The following is a 16,118-nucleotide window of genomic DNA, read 5'->3' on the forward strand; positions in this document are numbered from 1 at the left end:
GATGGAGCGGCTCGCAGCGCGTCTCCAGGATCAGGGCTGACCCAAACCAAGGCATGATCTGGAAAAGTGTGCGGCGGTCTTCCCTCGCGACAAACGCGAAGCGTTTACGCGGAGATCATGCGCAAACAACAAGCCGCGCGATGATGGTTCATCCTGATCCGCACTTCACTGCTCCTTCGGCCGCACGATCGCCCAGCCGATCCGCAACAGGCCTTGCCGGCCGTTGACCAGCCGCTCGAATGAGCGCGGCACTTCGGGCACGAGGCCGGGAAAACGCTGCGCGACCTCGGGCGGTGGAGCGCCCGAGGTATCCGAAGCGCGCCAGACCACGACGCCGCCGGTTTCGTTGAATTTAGCGATCGACAGCCAGGGCGTCCGCTGCGGCGTGGCGTCGAGCAGAAGATGCGGGCGTGGCGCCTGCATCGCGATCAGGCCGGCGAGCTGCGGATCGCCGGCGACCGCGCGCAGCGGCTGGTTGGTGCGCCGTTGATAGCTGTCGTCGAAGAAATGCCCGATCGCGGCCGACGGCAACGAGGTCGCGACCTCCGTATCGCCGGTCCATGGAATGAACAGCGTGGCCGCGAGCGCCACCACGGCCGGCGCGGCAATGGCGGCGGCCCAGGCCATGCGCAACAGCCGCTGCCGTCGCAGGTAGATCAGGTCGCCCGTGGCGACGATCACGGCGAGCCCCGACATCAACAGCGCCACGCCGGCGCCGCCGAACACACCGTCGTAGTTGAACAGAGCGGCCACGAAGCTGCCGAGAACCGCCGGCACGAACGCGAAGAAATAGACGAACTGGCGCTCCAGCGAGGAGACCGGCGGGCGGTAGATGATTGGCGCGTCATCGGAGCCGCGCGCGAACCAGCGCGAATTGAGGATCGTGAGCAGAACGATGGCCGCCGTCGCCACGATCAGCCCGCCGAGCACAACGCCCCAGCGCTTCGCGTGGACAGACAGATCGGCGAGCGCGGGCAGCGGCGGCATCGCAAGCGCATCGGCGCGGACAAGCCAGATCAGATAGGGCAGCGCCAGCACGACGATGACGAGCAGCGCATAAAGCGGATCGATCGACATCAGCGCGCGCCGGCCGCGCGCGGTCGCGACGGCAAAGCCGGCGACCAGCAGGATCATCCCGATCGCCGCCGGCGTCGTCAGCAGCAGCAGTCCGCAATCGATCGACCAGGCGAACCAGGCGCTGCGCCGGTTCTGCCCAATCAGCTGCCAGGAATGCAGCAACAGCAGCGCCCACAGCGGTCGCGCCAGGATCGCCGGGCCGAACTCGACGCTCGGCGAGGAGAACACCACGACCGTCATCGACAACAGCACTGCCAGCACCGCTTGGGGGCCACCGACGATGGCGCGCGCGAGGTGATAGAAGGCGATGAAGGTCGCGACCTCGCAGGCTTGCGCGAGGAGATAGATGCCGAAGACGTGATTGCCGGCGGCGCGGTAGGCGATGTCGGCGACCCAGAATGCAAGCGGTGGCCCCAGGCCGGTGCCGACCTGATATTCGCGGCCGAAGGCGAGGACGGTCGCGACGTCGCCGGGCGGGCTGCGGTAGATCATCAGCGGCACGACCAACCAGAGCGCCGCCTGCGCCAGCACCACGATCCAGACGACCAGCCGCGGCCGGGCGCGGATCAACTCGACAACCAGGGAAGTGAACCGCATGAACCGTCCGATGCCCTGCTGTCGCGTCCGCGGCGCAATCTGATCCGGACGATTTGATAACGGGCGTCGGCGACGGAGGCAACCGGCGTTGGACTTGTTCACGGTGCAAAGTCAACCACTACCGTCATGCCCGCGCGCAGGCATCCAGTACGGGGCATCCGGTACGCCGCGGCGTCTCGGCTTGGGCACGATTACGCGGCAGCGGATGCTACCGCGCCGGCTTCCGGGTCCACCGTGAACAGGTCGGGCTCCACCGTTTCCGGGAAATGCTTCAGCCGTGCTGCGACGACGGGGGCGAAGAAGCTGCGGTGATGGGCGCTTGGGCCGAGCCGGTCCAGCGCTTCGAGGTGCTCGGGCACAGCGTAGCCCTTGTGCTGTTCAAAGCCGTAACCGGGACAATCCAGCGCCAACTTGCTCATCAGGCGGTCGCGCGTGACCTTGGCGATGATCGAGGCCGCAGCGATCGAGACGACGAGGCCGTCGCCTCCGATCACCGCCTCGCAGTCGCAGGCCGTGGCGAGCCTGTCGCGGCCGTCGACGAAGACGTGTTTGGGTATCTCGGGGAGTGCGTGGACCGCGCGCGCCAGCGCCCACAGCGAGGCGCGCAGGATATTGTCGCGGTCGATTCGCGCCGGCGAGGCGACCGCGACCGAAAAGGCCGCGGTCGCGCAGATCTCCTCGAACAGTTCCTCGCGGCGTTCGGCGGTCAACCGCTTGGAATCGTCGATCCCCTTGGGAATCCGCGCGGGATCAAGCACCACGGCGGCCGCGACCACTGGCCCGGCCAGCGGCCCGCGCCCCGCCTCATCGCAGCCGGCAATCGGCCAGACGCCGCGCTTGATCAGCGCGCGCTCGCGCCGAAAGCTCGGCCGCGTCACCGCGATGACGCGTTTCTCCGGCTTGGCTGGCTCGTCCGGCGCCTTCCTGGCAGATTTGTCCCGAATCATGCCGGGATGGTGCTCAAGCCGAGCCTGTGGCGCAACCGGGAACCCGCCGCCCTTCCCCGCTATTCAATCTCTTCAGTCGGGCAGCGACACACGCCGATCACGGCCGATCACGAATCCGGGCGCGACGACGGCTTCCCAGGCATGTCCGTCGGGATCAGTAAAATAACCGCAATAGCCGCCATAGTGTGTGGCCTGCGCGGGCTTCAGCAGAGAGGCGCCTTTGGACACCGCGAAGGCCAGAACGGCATCGACTTCCTCATTGCTCCGGCAATTCCACGCCAGCGTCATGCCGCGAAATGCCGTCGGCCGCGGCTGTTCCGGGAGCGTGGCGTCCGCGGCGAGCAGGTGCCACGGATAAAGTCCGACCATGGTGCCACCGGTGTCGAAGAAGGCGACCTCCTCGCCAGTTCCGCGGCATTTGCGCACGAAGCCGAGGGCTTCGTAGAACGCAATGCTCGCCTTCATGTCGCTGACGCCGAGCGAAATCACGGTGAGGCGCGGGGTCGGTGCTTTCATGTCGTTACTCATGCTTGCCGCTTTCCTCATGACGAGGAGGGCGAGCGACTGACTGCACTAAAACAAGCTGAGCTGCTGTCCGCTGCGTTTCGGCTTGGCGAAATGGTCCGTGGTCAGCTTGGTCCGCCGCTTGTTAAGGCCGAGCTTTTCGCAGGCGATCTCAAAGCGGCGGCCGATCATCCAGGCCATCGGACCGGTGCCCTTCATCCGCGTGCCCCATTGCGAGTCGTAGTCGCGACCGCCTCGCATGTCGCGGATCAGCGTGAAGACGTGGCGATAGCGGTCCGGATAATTCGCCATCAGCCATTCGCGGAACAGATCGCGCACCTCGAGCGGTAAACGAAGCAGCACATAGCTCGCCTCCCTGGCGCCGGCATGGGCCGCGGCATCCAGGATGCGCTCAATCTCGGAATCGTTTAGCGCCGGGATCACGGGCGCAACCATCACTGTCGTGGGGATGCCGGCGTCGGCAAGGCGCCTGATGGCCTCTAGCCGTTTCGGCGGAGTTGAGGCGCGCGGCTCCATGGTGCGCGCGAGTTTGGCATCGAGCGTCGTCACCGAGAGCGCGACCTTGACCAGATTGCGCCGCGCCATCCGCGCCAGGATATCGATGTCGCGCGTCACCAGCGCCGACTTGGTGACGATGCCGACCGGGTGGCCGACACGCTCGAGCACTTCCAGAATGCCGCGCATGATCTTGCGTTCGCGCTCGATCGGCTGATAGGGATCTGTGTTCGTGCCGATCGCGATCATGCGCGGCTCGTAGTCCGGCGCCGCCAGTTCCCTCTCGAGCAGATCGGGAGCGTCGGGCTTGGCGAGCAGCTTCGATTCGAAGTCGAGCCCCGGCGACAGCCCGAGAAAGGCATGAGTCGGCCGCGCGAAGCAGTAGACGCAGCCGTGCTCGCAGCCGCGATAGGGATTGATCGATCGGTCGAAGCCGATGTCAGGCGAGTCGTTGCGAGTGATCACCTTGCGCGAGGTGTCGATCGCGACCGTGGTCTTGAACGGTGGAAGGTCGTCAAGGCTCTGCCAGCCGTCGTCGAACGCGACTCGTGCCTCGGCCTCATAGCGGCCGCTGGCATTGGATTGCGCGCCTCGGCCGCGCCGCCGCTCGCGCTCGATCGCGACCGCAAGTTCTGGAAAAGGGGGAGGCGCACCCGCCGGGCTATCGGAGGGCGCCGCTACCGGCGGGTGCTTGAGGGCATGAGAGGATGCTCGGCTCATGCTGCAAAGCTAGCACAGCATAAGAACAAATCAAGAACATGACGTAAGAAAATTCGTCCAAACCCTGCCGCAAAAATCGGCACCCCGAACGGCTGCTTTGAATATGACGAGGTGATAACAGAAGCGGGTTTTCAACGTTCGAGCCGCCCAAGCCATCATCATGTTAAGCGTGATCATTCCGACCGACGGGGTCGAGCGCACAGCGGTTGCGACGCTGGCGGCACTGGTGCCGGGTGCCGCGGCGGGAGTCATCCGCGAGGTGCTGCTGGTGGACCGGACCACGACCAACGTGATCGAGCACGTCGCCGACGTCGCGGGTTGCCGTTTTCTGCGATTCGAGGGCACGCGAGCCGCGGCGCTCGCCGCGGGCGCCAGGCAGGCGCGCTCGCCCTGGCTGATGTTCCTGCATCCCGGCGCGGTGCTCGACCCGGGCTGGATCGAGGAAACCACCCAATTCATCCAGGCCGTGGCGGCGAGCGGCAAGGACCGCGCCGGGATCTTCCGCTACGCCCGCTCGCCCTACGCCAATCCAAGCTTCCGTGACGGCTTCAAATTCATCGCCCGCTTGATCGCGGGCCCCTCGGCCGAGCAGGGCCTGTTGATCGCGCGCGACCATTACGAGCGGCTCGGCGGGTTCCGCCCCGATGCCCGCCGCTCGGAGATGCGGCTGTTGCGGCGGCTCGGCCGCTCTTCCCGCATCATGCTGCGCAGCCGGATCATAATCGCGTAGAGTCTGTTCCGACGCATTTATTGACGCGAGAGGCAGCCACCTCCCCCGCGGCGTTACAGGTCTTGCAATTTACTTGATTTTGTCAAATAATATATTTGATGAGATCAAACATCCTCGACAAGACCCTCGAAGGGCAGATTGCCGCGGTTCGCGGCTTCAGCCGCTTCTATACCCGCAAGTTCGGCATCATCGAGCCGAAGCTGTTGCACAGCCCGTGGACGCTGCAGGAGGCGCGGATCGTCTACGAGATCGCGCATCGCGACGGTTGCACGGCGACCGATCTGGTGCGCGACCTTGATCTCGACGCCGGATTCGTCAGCCGCACGCTGCAGGCGCTGCAGCGAAAACAGATCGTGGCACGCAAGCCGTCGAAGACCGACAAGCGCGTCAACGAAGTGACGCTCACGGCAAAGGGCCGCGCCGCCGCCGCCGATCTCGACAACCGCTCGCGCCGCGAGGTCGCGGCGCTTCTGCGGCAGATGGACGGCAACCGGCGCGCCGCCGTAGTGCGCGCCATGGGCACGATCGAACAGTCGCTCGAGCAGCCCGCGCTCAAGTCCGCCGGTTTCCTGCTGCGCAGCCATCGCGTCGGCGACATCGGCTGGGTGATCTCGCGGCACGGCGCTGTCTATGCACAGGAATATGGCTGGGACATCAGCTTCGAGGGACTGGTCGCGGAGATCTGCGCGCAGTTCCTCAAATCATATGATCCCGCTTGCGAGCATTGCTGGATCGCTGAGGTCGACGGCGAGCCGGTCGGCTCAATCTTCCTCGTCAGGGCAACCGACGAGATCGCCAGGCTGCGGCTGCTATTGGTGGAAGACAAGGCTCGCGGCCTCGGCGTCGGCCGCGCCCTCGTCGAGCAATGCATCCGCTTCGGGCGCGAGAACGGCTACAAGACGATCACGCTGTGGACCCAGAGCATCCTGGTCGCCGCACGAGGGATATACGAGCGCGCCGGCTTCCGCCGCGTCAAGGAAGAGAAGCACCATAGTTTCGGCGTCGATCTGGTCGGCGAGACCTGGGAGCTGGAGCTTTAGCTGCCCTTCGACCTCTCCCGCTTGCTTGCTGGGAAGGGAGCGAAGTCGGTCGCGTCTCGACCCGATCGCATCACGCTTCAAGCGCTCGCCCCCTGCGCCTTCGGGCGGCGCAGGTGCTCGTCGAGCCGCGGCATGATCTCGACGAAATTGCAGGGCCGGGTGCGATAGTCGAGCTGCGCGGCCAGGATGCCGTCCCAGCCGTCTCGGCACGCGCCCGGCGAGCCCGGCAGGCAAAAGATGAAGGTCGCGCCCGCGACGCCGGCGGTGGCGCGGCTCTGAATCGTCGAGGCGCCGATCTTGGCGTGGCTCAGCATGTGGAAGGCAATCGAAAAACCGTCCATGCGCTTCTCGAACAGCGGCTCCACCGCCTCGGGCGTCACGTCGCGGCCGGTGAAGCCGGTGCCGCCGGTGGTGATGACGGCATCGACGCCCGCGTCGGCGATCCAGCGCCTGATGACGGCGCGGATCGCCTCGACATCGTCGGTAACGATCTCGCGCGCGGCGAGCTTGTGGCCGGCCGCGGTGATGCGATCGGCCAGCGTGGTGCCGGACTTGTCATCGGACAGCGTGCGGCTGTCCGAGATCGTCAGTACCGCGATGCCGAGCGGGATGAACGGTTTTGTCTCGTCGATGGAGGACATTTGCCTGACCTTCTTCGTCCGCCCACTGACGTCATCCTGAGGCGCACGCGCAAGCGCCTCGAAGCATGGGCCACAGGTACCGTCACCGGCACCCGATTGCTACGCTCCGCCGCCGAACGTGTTGCACGCCTGCACGGTGCCTTCCTTGTAGCCGATCATGAACCACTGCCGGCGCTGCTGGGCCGAGCCGTGGGTAAAGGAGTCAGGCACCACCCGGCCCGTCGCCTGGCGCTGCAGCGTGTCGTCGCCAATCGCGGTCGCGGTGGTCAGCGCGGCGTCGATATCGCCTGCCTCGAGGAACCCCGGCCGCTTCTTCTCCTCGCGGTTGACCCAGACGCCCGAGAGACAGTCCGCCTGCAGCTCGACCCTTACTTGCAGCGCGTTGGCTTCCGCCTTGCTGCCGGCCTGTTGCTGCAGCCGCGTCACCCGGGGAATGATGCCGAGCAGGTTCTGGATGTGGTGGCCGGCCTCATGCGCGATGATATAGGCCGACGTGAATTTGCAGGCATTGCCGGAACAGCCGCGGAAGCGCGTCTCGACCTCGCGGAAGAAGCCGGTGTCGAGGAAGATGGTCTTGTCCGGCGGACAATAGAACGGGCCCATCGCCGACTGCGCCATGCCGCAGCGGCCGCCATTGGTGACGTTGCGGAACAACACGATCTTCGGGCCGGTGTAGCTTTGTCCCGAGGCCTGGAATATCTCGCTCCAGCGATCATCGATCTCGCCCAGGATGCCGGCGATCATACTGCCCATCTCGTCGGTCGGCGCGCCGCGCTTGGCCTGTCCGCCGGACTGGCGATCGGTCTGGTAGGTCGGCGCCTGGCCGCCGCCGGTCAGGATCTCGGCGCCCCCGATCAGGATGCGCGGATCGATGCCGAAGGCATAGCCGAGCAGGCCGAGCACGATGAGGGTGCCGATGCCGAGTCCGCCACCGCCCATCGGAATACCGAAGCCGCCGCCACCGCCTCCCATCCCGCCTTCGTCACGACGGTCTTCGATGTCGTCGCTGCGGCGGAAGTCATCATAGCGCATGACGGTTTCCCCTCAATTCGGTCGGTGACCTCTGCGGCACAGACGTAAAATTTCCATTCCGTTAATCAATAACCCGGCCGGCAAAAATTGCCTAGTGCGCAGACGCGCGATCTGCCCACCGGAATCGATGATAACGCGACGAAACCGATCCACCAGATTGTGTCGCGCCAACGCATTTCGGATGTCACTGCGCGCCACGCGAATGCTGCAACACCGCATCGAAGCGAAATGCGCGAGATCGTGCTTAAGAGACACCGCAATCTTTGCTGCGATGATTTTCAATTAAGTCGATTTTTACTTTGGCCGGTCAATGTGACGCCAGTCGGTTGTTTGGTCCCGCGTCGCCGGCAGCGTCGCCTGAGTCAGAGTTCTTGAGTCATGGTTGTGTCGCGTCGCGGGGCGTCTGCAAAGGCGCCCCGCACTAAATTTGAGAGCACCCCGTCGAGCCGAATCGTCGTCGGCGATTGCGTCGCCGAGATGTCGAAGCTTCAGGCCGGCTCCGTCGATCTGGTGTTCGCAGATCCTCCCTACAATCTGCAGCTCAGGGGCGATCTCAAGCGTCCCGACGAATCGCACGTCGATGCGGTCAACGACGATTGGGACAAGTTCTCGTCCTTTGCCGCCTACGATGATTTCACCCGCGCCTGGCTGCTCGCCTGCCGCCGCGTGATGAAGCCGTCGGCGACATTGTGGGTGATCGGCTCCTATCACAACATCTTCCGCGTCGGCGCGATCATGCAGGATCTCGGCTTCTGGCTTCTGAACGACATCGTGTGGCGCAAGTCGAATCCGATGCCGAACTTCCGCGGCCGCCGCTTCACCAACGCGCACGAGACCATGATCTGGGCCGCGCGCGACGAGAAGGCCAAGGGCTATACATTCAACTATGAAGCGCTGAAGGCGGCCAACGAGGACGTGCAGGCACGTTCCGACTGGCTGATCCCGCTCTGCACCGGCGAGGAGCGTCTCAAGGGCAACGACGGCAAGAAGGTCCATCCGACGCAAAAGCCGGAGCAGTTGCTCGCGCGCGTGTTGCTGTCGTCCTCGAAGCCCGGCGATCTCGTGATCGATCCCTTCAACGGCACCGGCACCACCGGCGCCGTGGCAAAACGCCTCGGCCGCAACTACATCGGCTTCGAACGCGACAAGACCTACGCGGCTGCGGCCGAAGCGCGCATCGCTGCGATCGAGCCGCTGCCGGAAGCAACACTTGCGCCGTTCATGACGGCGCGCGAGGCGCCGCGCGTTGCGTTCTCCGAGTTGATCGAACGCGGCATGATCATGCCCGGTGCAAAACTCGTCGACGCCAAGAAGCGCCATGGCGCGCTGGTGCGCGCCGACGGCGCCATCATGCTCGGCGACAAGGTCGGCTCGATCCACCGCATCGGCGCGGTCGCGCAGGGCTCGGGGGCCTGCAACGGCTGGACCTTCTGGCACGTCGAGACCAAGAACGGGTTGAAGCTGATCGACGAACTGCGCGCCGAGATCCGCTCCGAGACGGCGGCGGGTTGAACCTCCGAGAAATTGCACGGTGAGCAAAGCGCCAAGCGCTGTGTCCTCCGCTTTCCCCGCGGTGCCTTGATGGCGGGCACGCTCCCGCCTTCGCTCTTCGAGCTACGACGGACGAGTAGCTTTGCCCACCCTGCAATTTGTTCTCTACGCATCTCACAATGACGGCCTGTTGAACACGTCCGCCTTGATACCCGTCTGTTACGGGCCTACGCTTATAGCGGTCAGTTGCCCGTTTCGATTGGTCGCCCGATGCGCAGACAATCCGAGATCCTGCTGCTGCTGCCCTTGTTGCCGATCTTCCTGATCGGAATGTTTCCGATGTTGTTGATCGGCCTGCTCGGCTTTTTCGGCCTGATCATTTTCGGTGTTCTCCTTGTCTCGGTCGGGCTGAGCTCAGGTCTCGAAGCCCATGGCGATTTCAACGAGGAAGTCATCGTTCACGGCTATGCGAAGGCGTCGGAACGCGCGACGCAGGTCTCCAACCTGCATGTCGCGACCCGCTTTGCCGCGCTGCTCGAGGTCGCGGGTGCTGTGCTGATCGCTGCCGGCGGGGTCGGCTTTTTCTATCTTGCTTGACCGGCGCGCCGCGCGCCCCTGCCCTACAAACTCGTCGCTTGCGAATTGCTGCGAAATTTGCACATGAGAGCATGTCAGCGACCGGCCGCATCCGTGTCGTCCATCAGAAATCGAACGGAGTCCCATCGTGCTCAAATTCTATCTCAACGCATCGCCGAACCCGACCAAGGTCGCGCTCTTCCTCGAAGAGTCAGGACTGCCCTACGAGCCCGTCGCGATCGACACCCGCAAGGGCGACCAGTTCAAAGCGGAATATCTGAAGGTCAACCCGAACGGCAAGGTGCCGGCGATCGACGACAATGGCGCGATCGTGTTCGATTCCAACGCCATCCTGCTCTATCTCGCCGAGAAGACCGGCAAATTCCTCCCCTCCAACCGCGCCGAGTTGCTGTCCTGGTTGATGTTCGTCGCGACCGGTCTCGGCCCCTTTTCGGGTCAGGCCGTTCACTTCAAGCATTTTGCGCCGAACGACCAGAACCACGACTACGCCCACAACCGCTACCAGTACGAGACGCATCGGCACTACAAGGTCCTCGACGGTCATCTGGCCAACCGCCGCTACATGGTCGGCGATAGCTACTCGATCGTCGACATGGCGCTGTGGGGCTGGGGACGGATGCTGCCGTTCAAGCTCGGGGACGAGGCCAATGCCAAGTACCCGCATGTGAAGCGGCTGATCGACGAGATTTCCGCGCGCCCGGCGGCGGCCCGCGCGATCGCGGTGAAGGATAAGTTCACCTTCAAGGCCGAGATGGACGACGAGGCCCGCAGCATCATGTTCGGCCATCTCAAGACCAGGGCGGCCTGAACCTCGCCGACAAGACGGCAAGACGGCGCTCCTTGCGGGCGCCGTTTTCGTTTAAGGCGCCGACGCCCACGGATGAGATCTCAGCCCGCTGCGGGCTTGCGCGATTCGGGAAATCGCCCGAGCACGCGCTCCACCAGCGCGGAATCGCAATACTCCTTGATCTCCTTGATCTTGCCGTTCTCGAGCTTGAACACCAGGCAATACTCGTTGTCGTAGCGTTGGCCCGTTTTCGTGACGTTGTCGCCGCGCGCCTCCACCGCAACATAATCGCCGTCGGCGATGAAGTTGAACGCGACCGTGCGCGGCCGCTCCGCGAAGAAGGAACGGAAATGCCCCATTAAGCCGTTCTGGATCGCCTCGCGTCCTTTGAACTCGTGCGACCATGAGTATTGCCCGGTCACGATCCAACTCGCGTCCTCGGCAAGGTTGTCGGCGAAGGTCGTGCCGCTACGGCTGGCGGAGTCGGTGAAGACCTGTTGCACCAGTCTCTTGTTGTCGGCTGCGCTCATGACGCTCTCCTTTGGTTGACAGCCGATCATTGCCGCGGAGCCGCGCATTCTTCCAATCGATAGATGATATGATATATATTCATATAATGAATTTGAATCTGCTTGATCTCAATCTGCTGGTCGCGCTCGACGCGTTGTTGCGGGAGACGAGCGTCAGCCGCGCCGCGATGCGGCTCCGCCTGTCGCAGCCCGCGACCAGCCACGCGCTGCAGCGGCTGCGCGACCTGATCGGCGACCCGCTCCTGGTGCGCAACGGCGCGCGGATGGAATTGACCCCGCGGGCACAGGCATTGCGCGGGCCGCTCGCGCACGCACTCGACCAGGTGCGCGCGCTGTTCGTGCCGGATGAATTCGACGCCACGCGCAGCGAGCGGCATTTCCGGCTGATGATGCCGGACCTCGCGGTCGAACTGCTGATGCCGTCCCTGATGGAGAAGGTGACGCGGGCGGCGCCGAACGTGACCATCGACGTAGTGCCGTGGCGGGGGCCGGCGATCTTCACGCCGGAATTCGCCCGCACCATCGATCTCGTTATTTCGATCGGCAACGCCTTCAAGGGGTTTCACCGCCAGCGGCTCTACACCGACAGCGACGCGCTCGCGGTGCGACGCGGCCATCCTCTTCGCACGAAGCTCGGGAAGCGCGAGGTGTTCCTCGCTGCACGGCACGTCGCCGTGGTGATCCGCGGTCAGAACGAGGATCTGATCGACACCTGGCTGCGCGCGAAAGGCATTGAGCGGCGGATCGCGCTGGTCGTGCCGGGCTACATCGAGGCGCTGCACGTCGTCGCGCGCACCGACCTCGTTGGCTTCGTGCCGCGCCGGCTGATAGCAGCGTTGTCGAAGCAATTGTCGCTGGTAGCGCTGACGCCGCCGCTCGATCCCGGAATCGACGAGCAGCACATGTTCTACCCGACCCGGGCCCAGATGGACCCCGGCTCGATCTGGCTGCGCCGGCTGATGCTGGAGACTGGGCGTGAGCTGGAAGCACGGAAGGCGTAGGGGCTGCTTCCACGCGTCGTCCCGGACCGCGCTTCGCTGGGCCGGGACGACGGAGGGAGAATTGCTTACGTCTTGTGATCCGTCAGCACCTTTTGCACGGCGGAGCGCTGCTCCATACGTTCGCGATGGGCGGTCACCTTCGGTAACGTCGAAGTGTCGACGCCGTCGCCAGCGAGCCAGAGGGTCAACGTGTAGAGATAGGGATCGCAGATCGTGTAGCTCTCGCCCATCACCCACGGCCCCTGCAGCATGTCGCGCTCGATCAGGCCGAAGCAGGCGGCCATGGTCTTCGGCACCATCTGCTTCATGTCGGCGAACGAGTTCTCCTCGGTCGCCCAGCGGTAGCCGCGCCCCTTGTGGGCATGCGCAACATGCACCGTGGCGCAGAGATAGGCGTTGAACGCCTGCACCTTGGCGAATGCGAAGGGGTCACCGAGTGGCGCGAGCTTCGCTTGCGGGAAGCTCTGCGCAATGTAGGCCAGGATCGCCGGCGTCTCGGTCAGCACGCCGCGATCCGTCAGAAGTGTCGGAACGCGGCCTTTCGGATTGATCTTCAGATAGTCCGGGCTGTTCTGCTGATTGGCCTTGAAGTCGAGCCTTTCGGTCGCATAGGGCGCTCCGGCTTCGGCCAGTGCGATGTGGGAGGCGAGTGCGCAAGTGCCGGGAGCGTAATAGAGCTTGAGCATGTTGTCGGTCCTCTTGGCGGGTTCCGGGAGGTTAGCCACGCGGCCATCGACCGTCCATCCCCGGCCCGCGCCCGAACCTTTCGCGGTTGCCCACAGCCGCGCTGTCATGCCATGACCTTGGCCAGTCACGAGGACCTGACATGACCGTGTTGATCGCAGGCGGCGGAATCGGCGGGCTGACGCTGGCGCTCAGCCTGCACCAGATCGGCATCGCCGCGCGTGTGTTCGAGAGCGTGAGCGAGCTGAAACCGCTCGGCGTCGGCATCAACGTGCTGCCGCATGCGGTGCGCGAGCTGAGCGAGCTCGGCCTGCATGACCGCCTCGACGACACGGGGGTGCGGACGCGCGAGCTCGCCTACTTCTCCAAGCACGGCAAGCCGATCTGGAGTGAGCCGCGCGGACTCGAGGCCGGCTACAAATGGCCGCAGTTCTCGATCCATCGCGGCCGGCTGCAGCAGATCCTGCTCGATGCCGCGACCGAGCGGCTGGGGCCGGAGAACATCCGGACCAGCCATCACCTCACCGGCTGGACCGAGACGGCGGACGGCGTCCGCGCCGATTTCATCGACCGCGCGACCGGCAAGCCCGCGGGATCGTTTGAAGGCGCGCTTTTGATCGCGGCTGACGGCATCCACTCGGCGGTGCGCGAAAGGCTTTACCCTGAGGAGGGGCCGCCGATCTGGAACGGCCGCATCCTCTGGCGCGGCATCACGCGGGCGAACGCCTTTCTGACCGGCCGCACCATGATCATGGCGGGCCACGAGATCCTGAAATTCGTCTGCTACCCGATCTCGAAGGAAGCGGGCAGCGACGGCAGATATGACATCAACTGGATCGCCGAGCGGCATATGCCACCGACCTATCAGTGGCGCCGCGAGGACTACAACCGCGCCGCTGATCTCGACGAATTCCTGCCATGGTTTGAGAACTGGAATTTCGACTGGCTCGACGTGCCCGGCCTGATCAAGGCCTGCTCGCATGCCTATGAATATCCGCTGGTCGATCGCGATCCGATCCCGCAATGGACCTTCGGCCGGGTCACGCTGATGGGCGACGCCGCCCATCCGATGTACCCGATCGGCTCCAACGGCGCCTCGCAGGCGATTTTGGACGCGCGCGTGCTGACCCGCGAAATCCTGGCGCATGGGCCGACGCATGCCGCGCTGACGGCCTACGAGGCCGAGCGGCGGCCCGCCACCACCGACCTCGTGATGCTGAACCGCCGCAACGGGCCGGAGCAGGTGATGCAGCTCGTCGAGGAACGTGCGCCGAATGGCTTTCGCGTCGTCACCGACGTGCTATCGCAGCAGGAGCTCGAAGACATCGCCGCCAACTACAAGCGCGTGGCCGGCTTCCAGGTCGAGGCGCTGAACGCGAAACCGCCGATCGTGCAGCGCGCAGGCGCGGCGTGAGCCGAGGCAAACACTCTCGCCCCGCTCTTCGCGGGGAGAGGGTTGGGGTGAGGGGCTGCGTCCGCGGTCGCAATCTATCGAAAGACCTGTACCCCCTCACCCGGATTGCATCTGCGATGCAATTCGACCTCTCCCCGCAAGCGGGGCGAGGTGAACGAGAGCTTCACCATTAGCGCAGCGCCCGCGCCGACTCGACAAGGCGAACGCTGTTGGTCGCGGTCGCGAGCAGTGTGCCGTCTTCGGCCAAAAGCCGGCCCTCGACGAACGCGATCGTCTTGCCGAGTTGGGTGACGGTCGCCTCGCCCGTGATCGGCCCTGGCTTTGCCGGCGAAAGGAAATTCACGGTCATGGTGATGGTCGTGCTGTAGAGCCTGCCCTCGGTCATCACGAACACCGCCGGCCCCATCGTGTCGTCGAGCATCGCCGACAGGATACCACCCTGGATAAAGCCGGCCGGATTGCAGAAATCCTCCCTGCCGTCGAATCCGATCCGGATCCAACCGTCTTTCGGCCGTGCGTCGAGCAGCCGCCAGCCGAGCAGTCTGGCACAGGGCGGCGCGGGGATGTGGTCAAGCGCGGTTGCGATCATGGTACGCCTCCATTTTGCCGAAGCCGATAGCCGATCCCTACTGCCAGCATGGTGTCAGCAGGATTCGACGGCGCTAGATGTCCAGGCCGTGCGCGATCACCTTGCGCATGACGCTGGGGAAAGCTTCGTCGGCGAGCGTTGCGATCTCCACCCAGCGCATGCCAGCCGGCGCGCGCGTCCGCGTTGGAACCTGGGCCGTGTAGACGACGAGTTCCAGCGCAAAATGCGTGAAAACATGGGTGACGACGCCGGCCTTGCGACGCCAGCGCCTAACGGCCTTGATCGCGGGCGCCGCGGCGAGCGCGGCATCGTCCTCCTGCCCCGCGCGCCATTCCGATCCCGGCACCTCGGTCATGCCACCGAGCAACCCTCTCTCGGGGCGCGAGCGCACCAGCAGCTCACCGCCGCGCGTGACGACGAAGGCCGCGCCACGGCGCAAGCTGCCGGTCTTCTTCGGCGCCTTGCGCGGGAACGTCTCCTGATCGCCGCGCGCCCGACCCGCGCAATCGTCATTGAGCGGACACAGCGCGCAGGCCGGCTTCTTCGGCGTACAGATCGACGCGCCGAGGTCCATCAGGGCTTGCGCGCTGTCGCCGGCGCGAGACTTCTCGTCGCCGGCGCGAGATTTCCCGTCGCCGGCGCGAGACGGAACAAGCAGTGTCGCTGCCAATTGTTGGATCAGCGGCTTTGATTGCGGCAGCGGCTCCTCGACCGCGAACAGCCGTGACACCACGCGTTCGATATTGCCGTCGACCGGCATGGTGCGCCGGTCGAATGCGATCGCCGCGATCGCCGCCGCGGTGTAGGGCCCGATCCCGGGCAGCGCGCGAAGCCCTTCCTCGGTTTCCGGAAAGGCCCCACCATGGTCGCGCAGCACGGCCACCGCGCAGGCATGCAGGTTGCGAGCCCGCGAGTAGTAGCCGAGCCCTGCCCACATGCGCAGCACGTCGTCCAGCGACGCGCGGCCAAGCGCCGCGACGTCCGGCCAGCGCGTCACGAATTTCTCGAAATAGGGACCGACCGCCTTGACGGTGGTCTGCTGCAGCATGATCTCCGACAGCCACACAAGGTACGGATCAGCCCGTTCCCCCGCCGCGGCCCGCCACGGCAGCCAACGGCGATGACGGTCGTACCAGGCCAGCAGCAGCGCCGGGCGACCGGCGGAATCTTCGATCAGTTTCGCCTGTGCGGCTATGCGAGAGCTCATGGAAACACTTTAAT

17 protein-coding genes are annotated in these 16,118 nt (G+C 65.0%); 7 read left to right on the top strand and 10 right to left on the bottom strand.

Going from position 1 to position 16,118, the window contains the following annotated elements; genetic code table 11:
• Window positions 1-165: 165 nt before the first annotated feature.
• The 4 genes from JQ553_RS26650 to JQ553_RS26665 all read right to left on the bottom strand — a co-directional run bounded on the left by JQ553_RS26650 (window position 166) and on the right by JQ553_RS26665 (window position 4,361).
• Window positions 166-1,674 carry a glycosyltransferase family 39 protein gene (locus JQ553_RS26650; RefSeq protein ID WP_212503015.1) on the bottom strand — a complete coding sequence of 503 codons (1,509 nt, stop codon included), beginning with the start codon at window positions 1,672-1,674 and terminating at the stop codon, window positions 166-168.
• Window positions 1,675-1,865: 191 nt separating this feature from the next.
• The gene (locus JQ553_RS26655; RefSeq protein ID WP_212503016.1) at window positions 1,866-2,621 is read right to left on the bottom strand and encodes a ribonuclease HII; all 756 of its coding nucleotides are present in this window, start codon (window positions 2,619-2,621) and stop codon (window positions 1,866-1,868) included.
• A 72-nt stretch (window positions 2,622-2,693) separates the two neighbouring features.
• Window positions 2,694-3,149 (bottom strand): VOC family protein, encoded by a 456-nt coding sequence (locus JQ553_RS26660; protein ID WP_212503017.1) that lies wholly within the window; start codon window positions 3,147-3,149, stop codon window positions 2,694-2,696.
• Between the two features lie 45 nt (window positions 3,150-3,194).
• On the bottom strand, window positions 3,195-4,361 hold the full coding sequence (locus tag JQ553_RS26665; RefSeq protein ID WP_212503018.1) for a PA0069 family radical SAM protein: 1,167 nt from the start codon (window positions 4,359-4,361) through the stop codon (window positions 3,195-3,197).
• Window positions 4,362-4,521: 160 nt separating this feature from the next.
• Here JQ553_RS26665 and JQ553_RS26670 point away from each other — a divergent pair, with 160 nt between their 5' ends.
• Window positions 4,522-5,091 carry a glycosyltransferase gene (locus JQ553_RS26670; protein ID WP_212503019.1) on the top strand — a complete coding sequence of 190 codons (570 nt, stop codon included), beginning with the start codon at window positions 4,522-4,524 and terminating at the stop codon, window positions 5,089-5,091.
• 98 nt (window positions 5,092-5,189) lie between these two features.
• Complete coding sequence (locus JQ553_RS26675; protein WP_212503020.1) at window positions 5,190-6,131, top strand: helix-turn-helix domain-containing GNAT family N-acetyltransferase; 942 nt, start codon at window positions 5,190-5,192, stop codon at window positions 6,129-6,131.
• Between the two features lie 77 nt (window positions 6,132-6,208).
• On the opposite strand, the gene moaB is transcribed toward JQ553_RS26675, so the two are convergent.
• Entirely contained in the window at window positions 6,209-6,772 is a 564-nt protein-coding gene (gene moaB, locus JQ553_RS26680; RefSeq protein ID WP_212503021.1) for a molybdenum cofactor biosynthesis protein B, read from the bottom strand.
• Between the two features lie 99 nt (window positions 6,773-6,871).
• Window positions 6,872-7,804, bottom strand: a complete 933-nt coding sequence (locus JQ553_RS26685; RefSeq protein ID WP_212503022.1) for a neutral zinc metallopeptidase — start codon at window positions 7,802-7,804, stop codon at window positions 6,872-6,874.
• Between the two features lie 378 nt (window positions 7,805-8,182).
• On the opposite strand from JQ553_RS26685, the gene JQ553_RS26690 reads away from it, so the two are divergent.
• The 3 genes from JQ553_RS26690 to JQ553_RS26700 all read left to right on the top strand — a co-directional run bounded on the left by JQ553_RS26690 (window position 8,183) and on the right by JQ553_RS26700 (window position 10,700).
• Entirely contained in the window at window positions 8,183-9,316 is a 1,134-nt protein-coding gene (locus JQ553_RS26690; protein ID WP_212503023.1) for a site-specific DNA-methyltransferase, read from the top strand.
• Between the two features lie 249 nt (window positions 9,317-9,565).
• Window positions 9,566-9,892 (top strand): hypothetical protein, encoded by a 327-nt coding sequence (locus JQ553_RS26695; protein WP_212503024.1) that lies wholly within the window; start codon window positions 9,566-9,568, stop codon window positions 9,890-9,892.
• 127 nt (window positions 9,893-10,019) lie between these two features.
• The gene (locus JQ553_RS26700; protein ID WP_212503025.1) at window positions 10,020-10,700 is read left to right on the top strand and encodes a glutathione S-transferase family protein; all 681 of its coding nucleotides are present in this window, start codon (window positions 10,020-10,022) and stop codon (window positions 10,698-10,700) included.
• Between the two features lie 80 nt (window positions 10,701-10,780).
• Here JQ553_RS26700 and JQ553_RS26705 read toward each other — a convergent pair whose 3' ends face one another.
• Window positions 10,781-11,209 carry a nuclear transport factor 2 family protein gene (locus JQ553_RS26705; protein ID WP_212503026.1) on the bottom strand — a complete coding sequence of 143 codons (429 nt, stop codon included), beginning with the start codon at window positions 11,207-11,209 and terminating at the stop codon, window positions 10,781-10,783.
• Between the two features lie 86 nt (window positions 11,210-11,295).
• Between JQ553_RS26705 and JQ553_RS26710 the strand changes: the two genes are divergently transcribed.
• Window positions 11,296-12,210, top strand: coding sequence for a LysR family transcriptional regulator (locus tag JQ553_RS26710; protein WP_212503027.1), 915 nt, complete (start codon window positions 11,296-11,298; stop codon window positions 12,208-12,210).
• 65 nt (window positions 12,211-12,275) lie between these two features.
• Here JQ553_RS26710 and JQ553_RS26715 read toward each other — a convergent pair whose 3' ends face one another.
• A complete protein-coding gene (locus tag JQ553_RS26715) occupies window positions 12,276-12,896 on the bottom strand; it encodes a glutathione S-transferase family protein (protein ID WP_212503220.1) in 621 nt (206 codons plus the stop codon).
• Between the two features lie 140 nt (window positions 12,897-13,036).
• Between JQ553_RS26715 and JQ553_RS26720 the strand changes: the two genes are divergently transcribed.
• Window positions 13,037-14,308 carry a flavin-dependent oxidoreductase gene (locus JQ553_RS26720; protein ID WP_212503028.1) on the top strand — a complete coding sequence of 424 codons (1,272 nt, stop codon included), beginning with the start codon at window positions 13,037-13,039 and terminating at the stop codon, window positions 14,306-14,308.
• A 169-nt stretch (window positions 14,309-14,477) separates the two neighbouring features.
• Here the strand turns inward: JQ553_RS26720 and JQ553_RS26725 are convergent, their stop codons facing one another.
• Window positions 14,478-14,897: a PaaI family thioesterase gene (locus tag JQ553_RS26725; RefSeq protein ID WP_212503029.1), complete on the bottom strand. Its 420-nt coding sequence runs from the start codon at window positions 14,895-14,897 to the stop codon at window positions 14,478-14,480.
• A 73-nt stretch (window positions 14,898-14,970) separates the two neighbouring features.
• Window positions 14,971-16,104 (bottom strand): A/G-specific adenine glycosylase, encoded by a 1,134-nt coding sequence (locus JQ553_RS26730; protein ID WP_212503030.1) that lies wholly within the window; start codon window positions 16,102-16,104, stop codon window positions 14,971-14,973.
• Window positions 16,105-16,118 lie beyond the last annotated feature (14 nt).

This window comes from Bradyrhizobium lablabi (assembly GCF_018131005.1).
GTDB classification, from domain to species: domain Bacteria; phylum Pseudomonadota; class Alphaproteobacteria; order Rhizobiales; family Xanthobacteraceae; genus Bradyrhizobium; species Bradyrhizobium lablabi_D.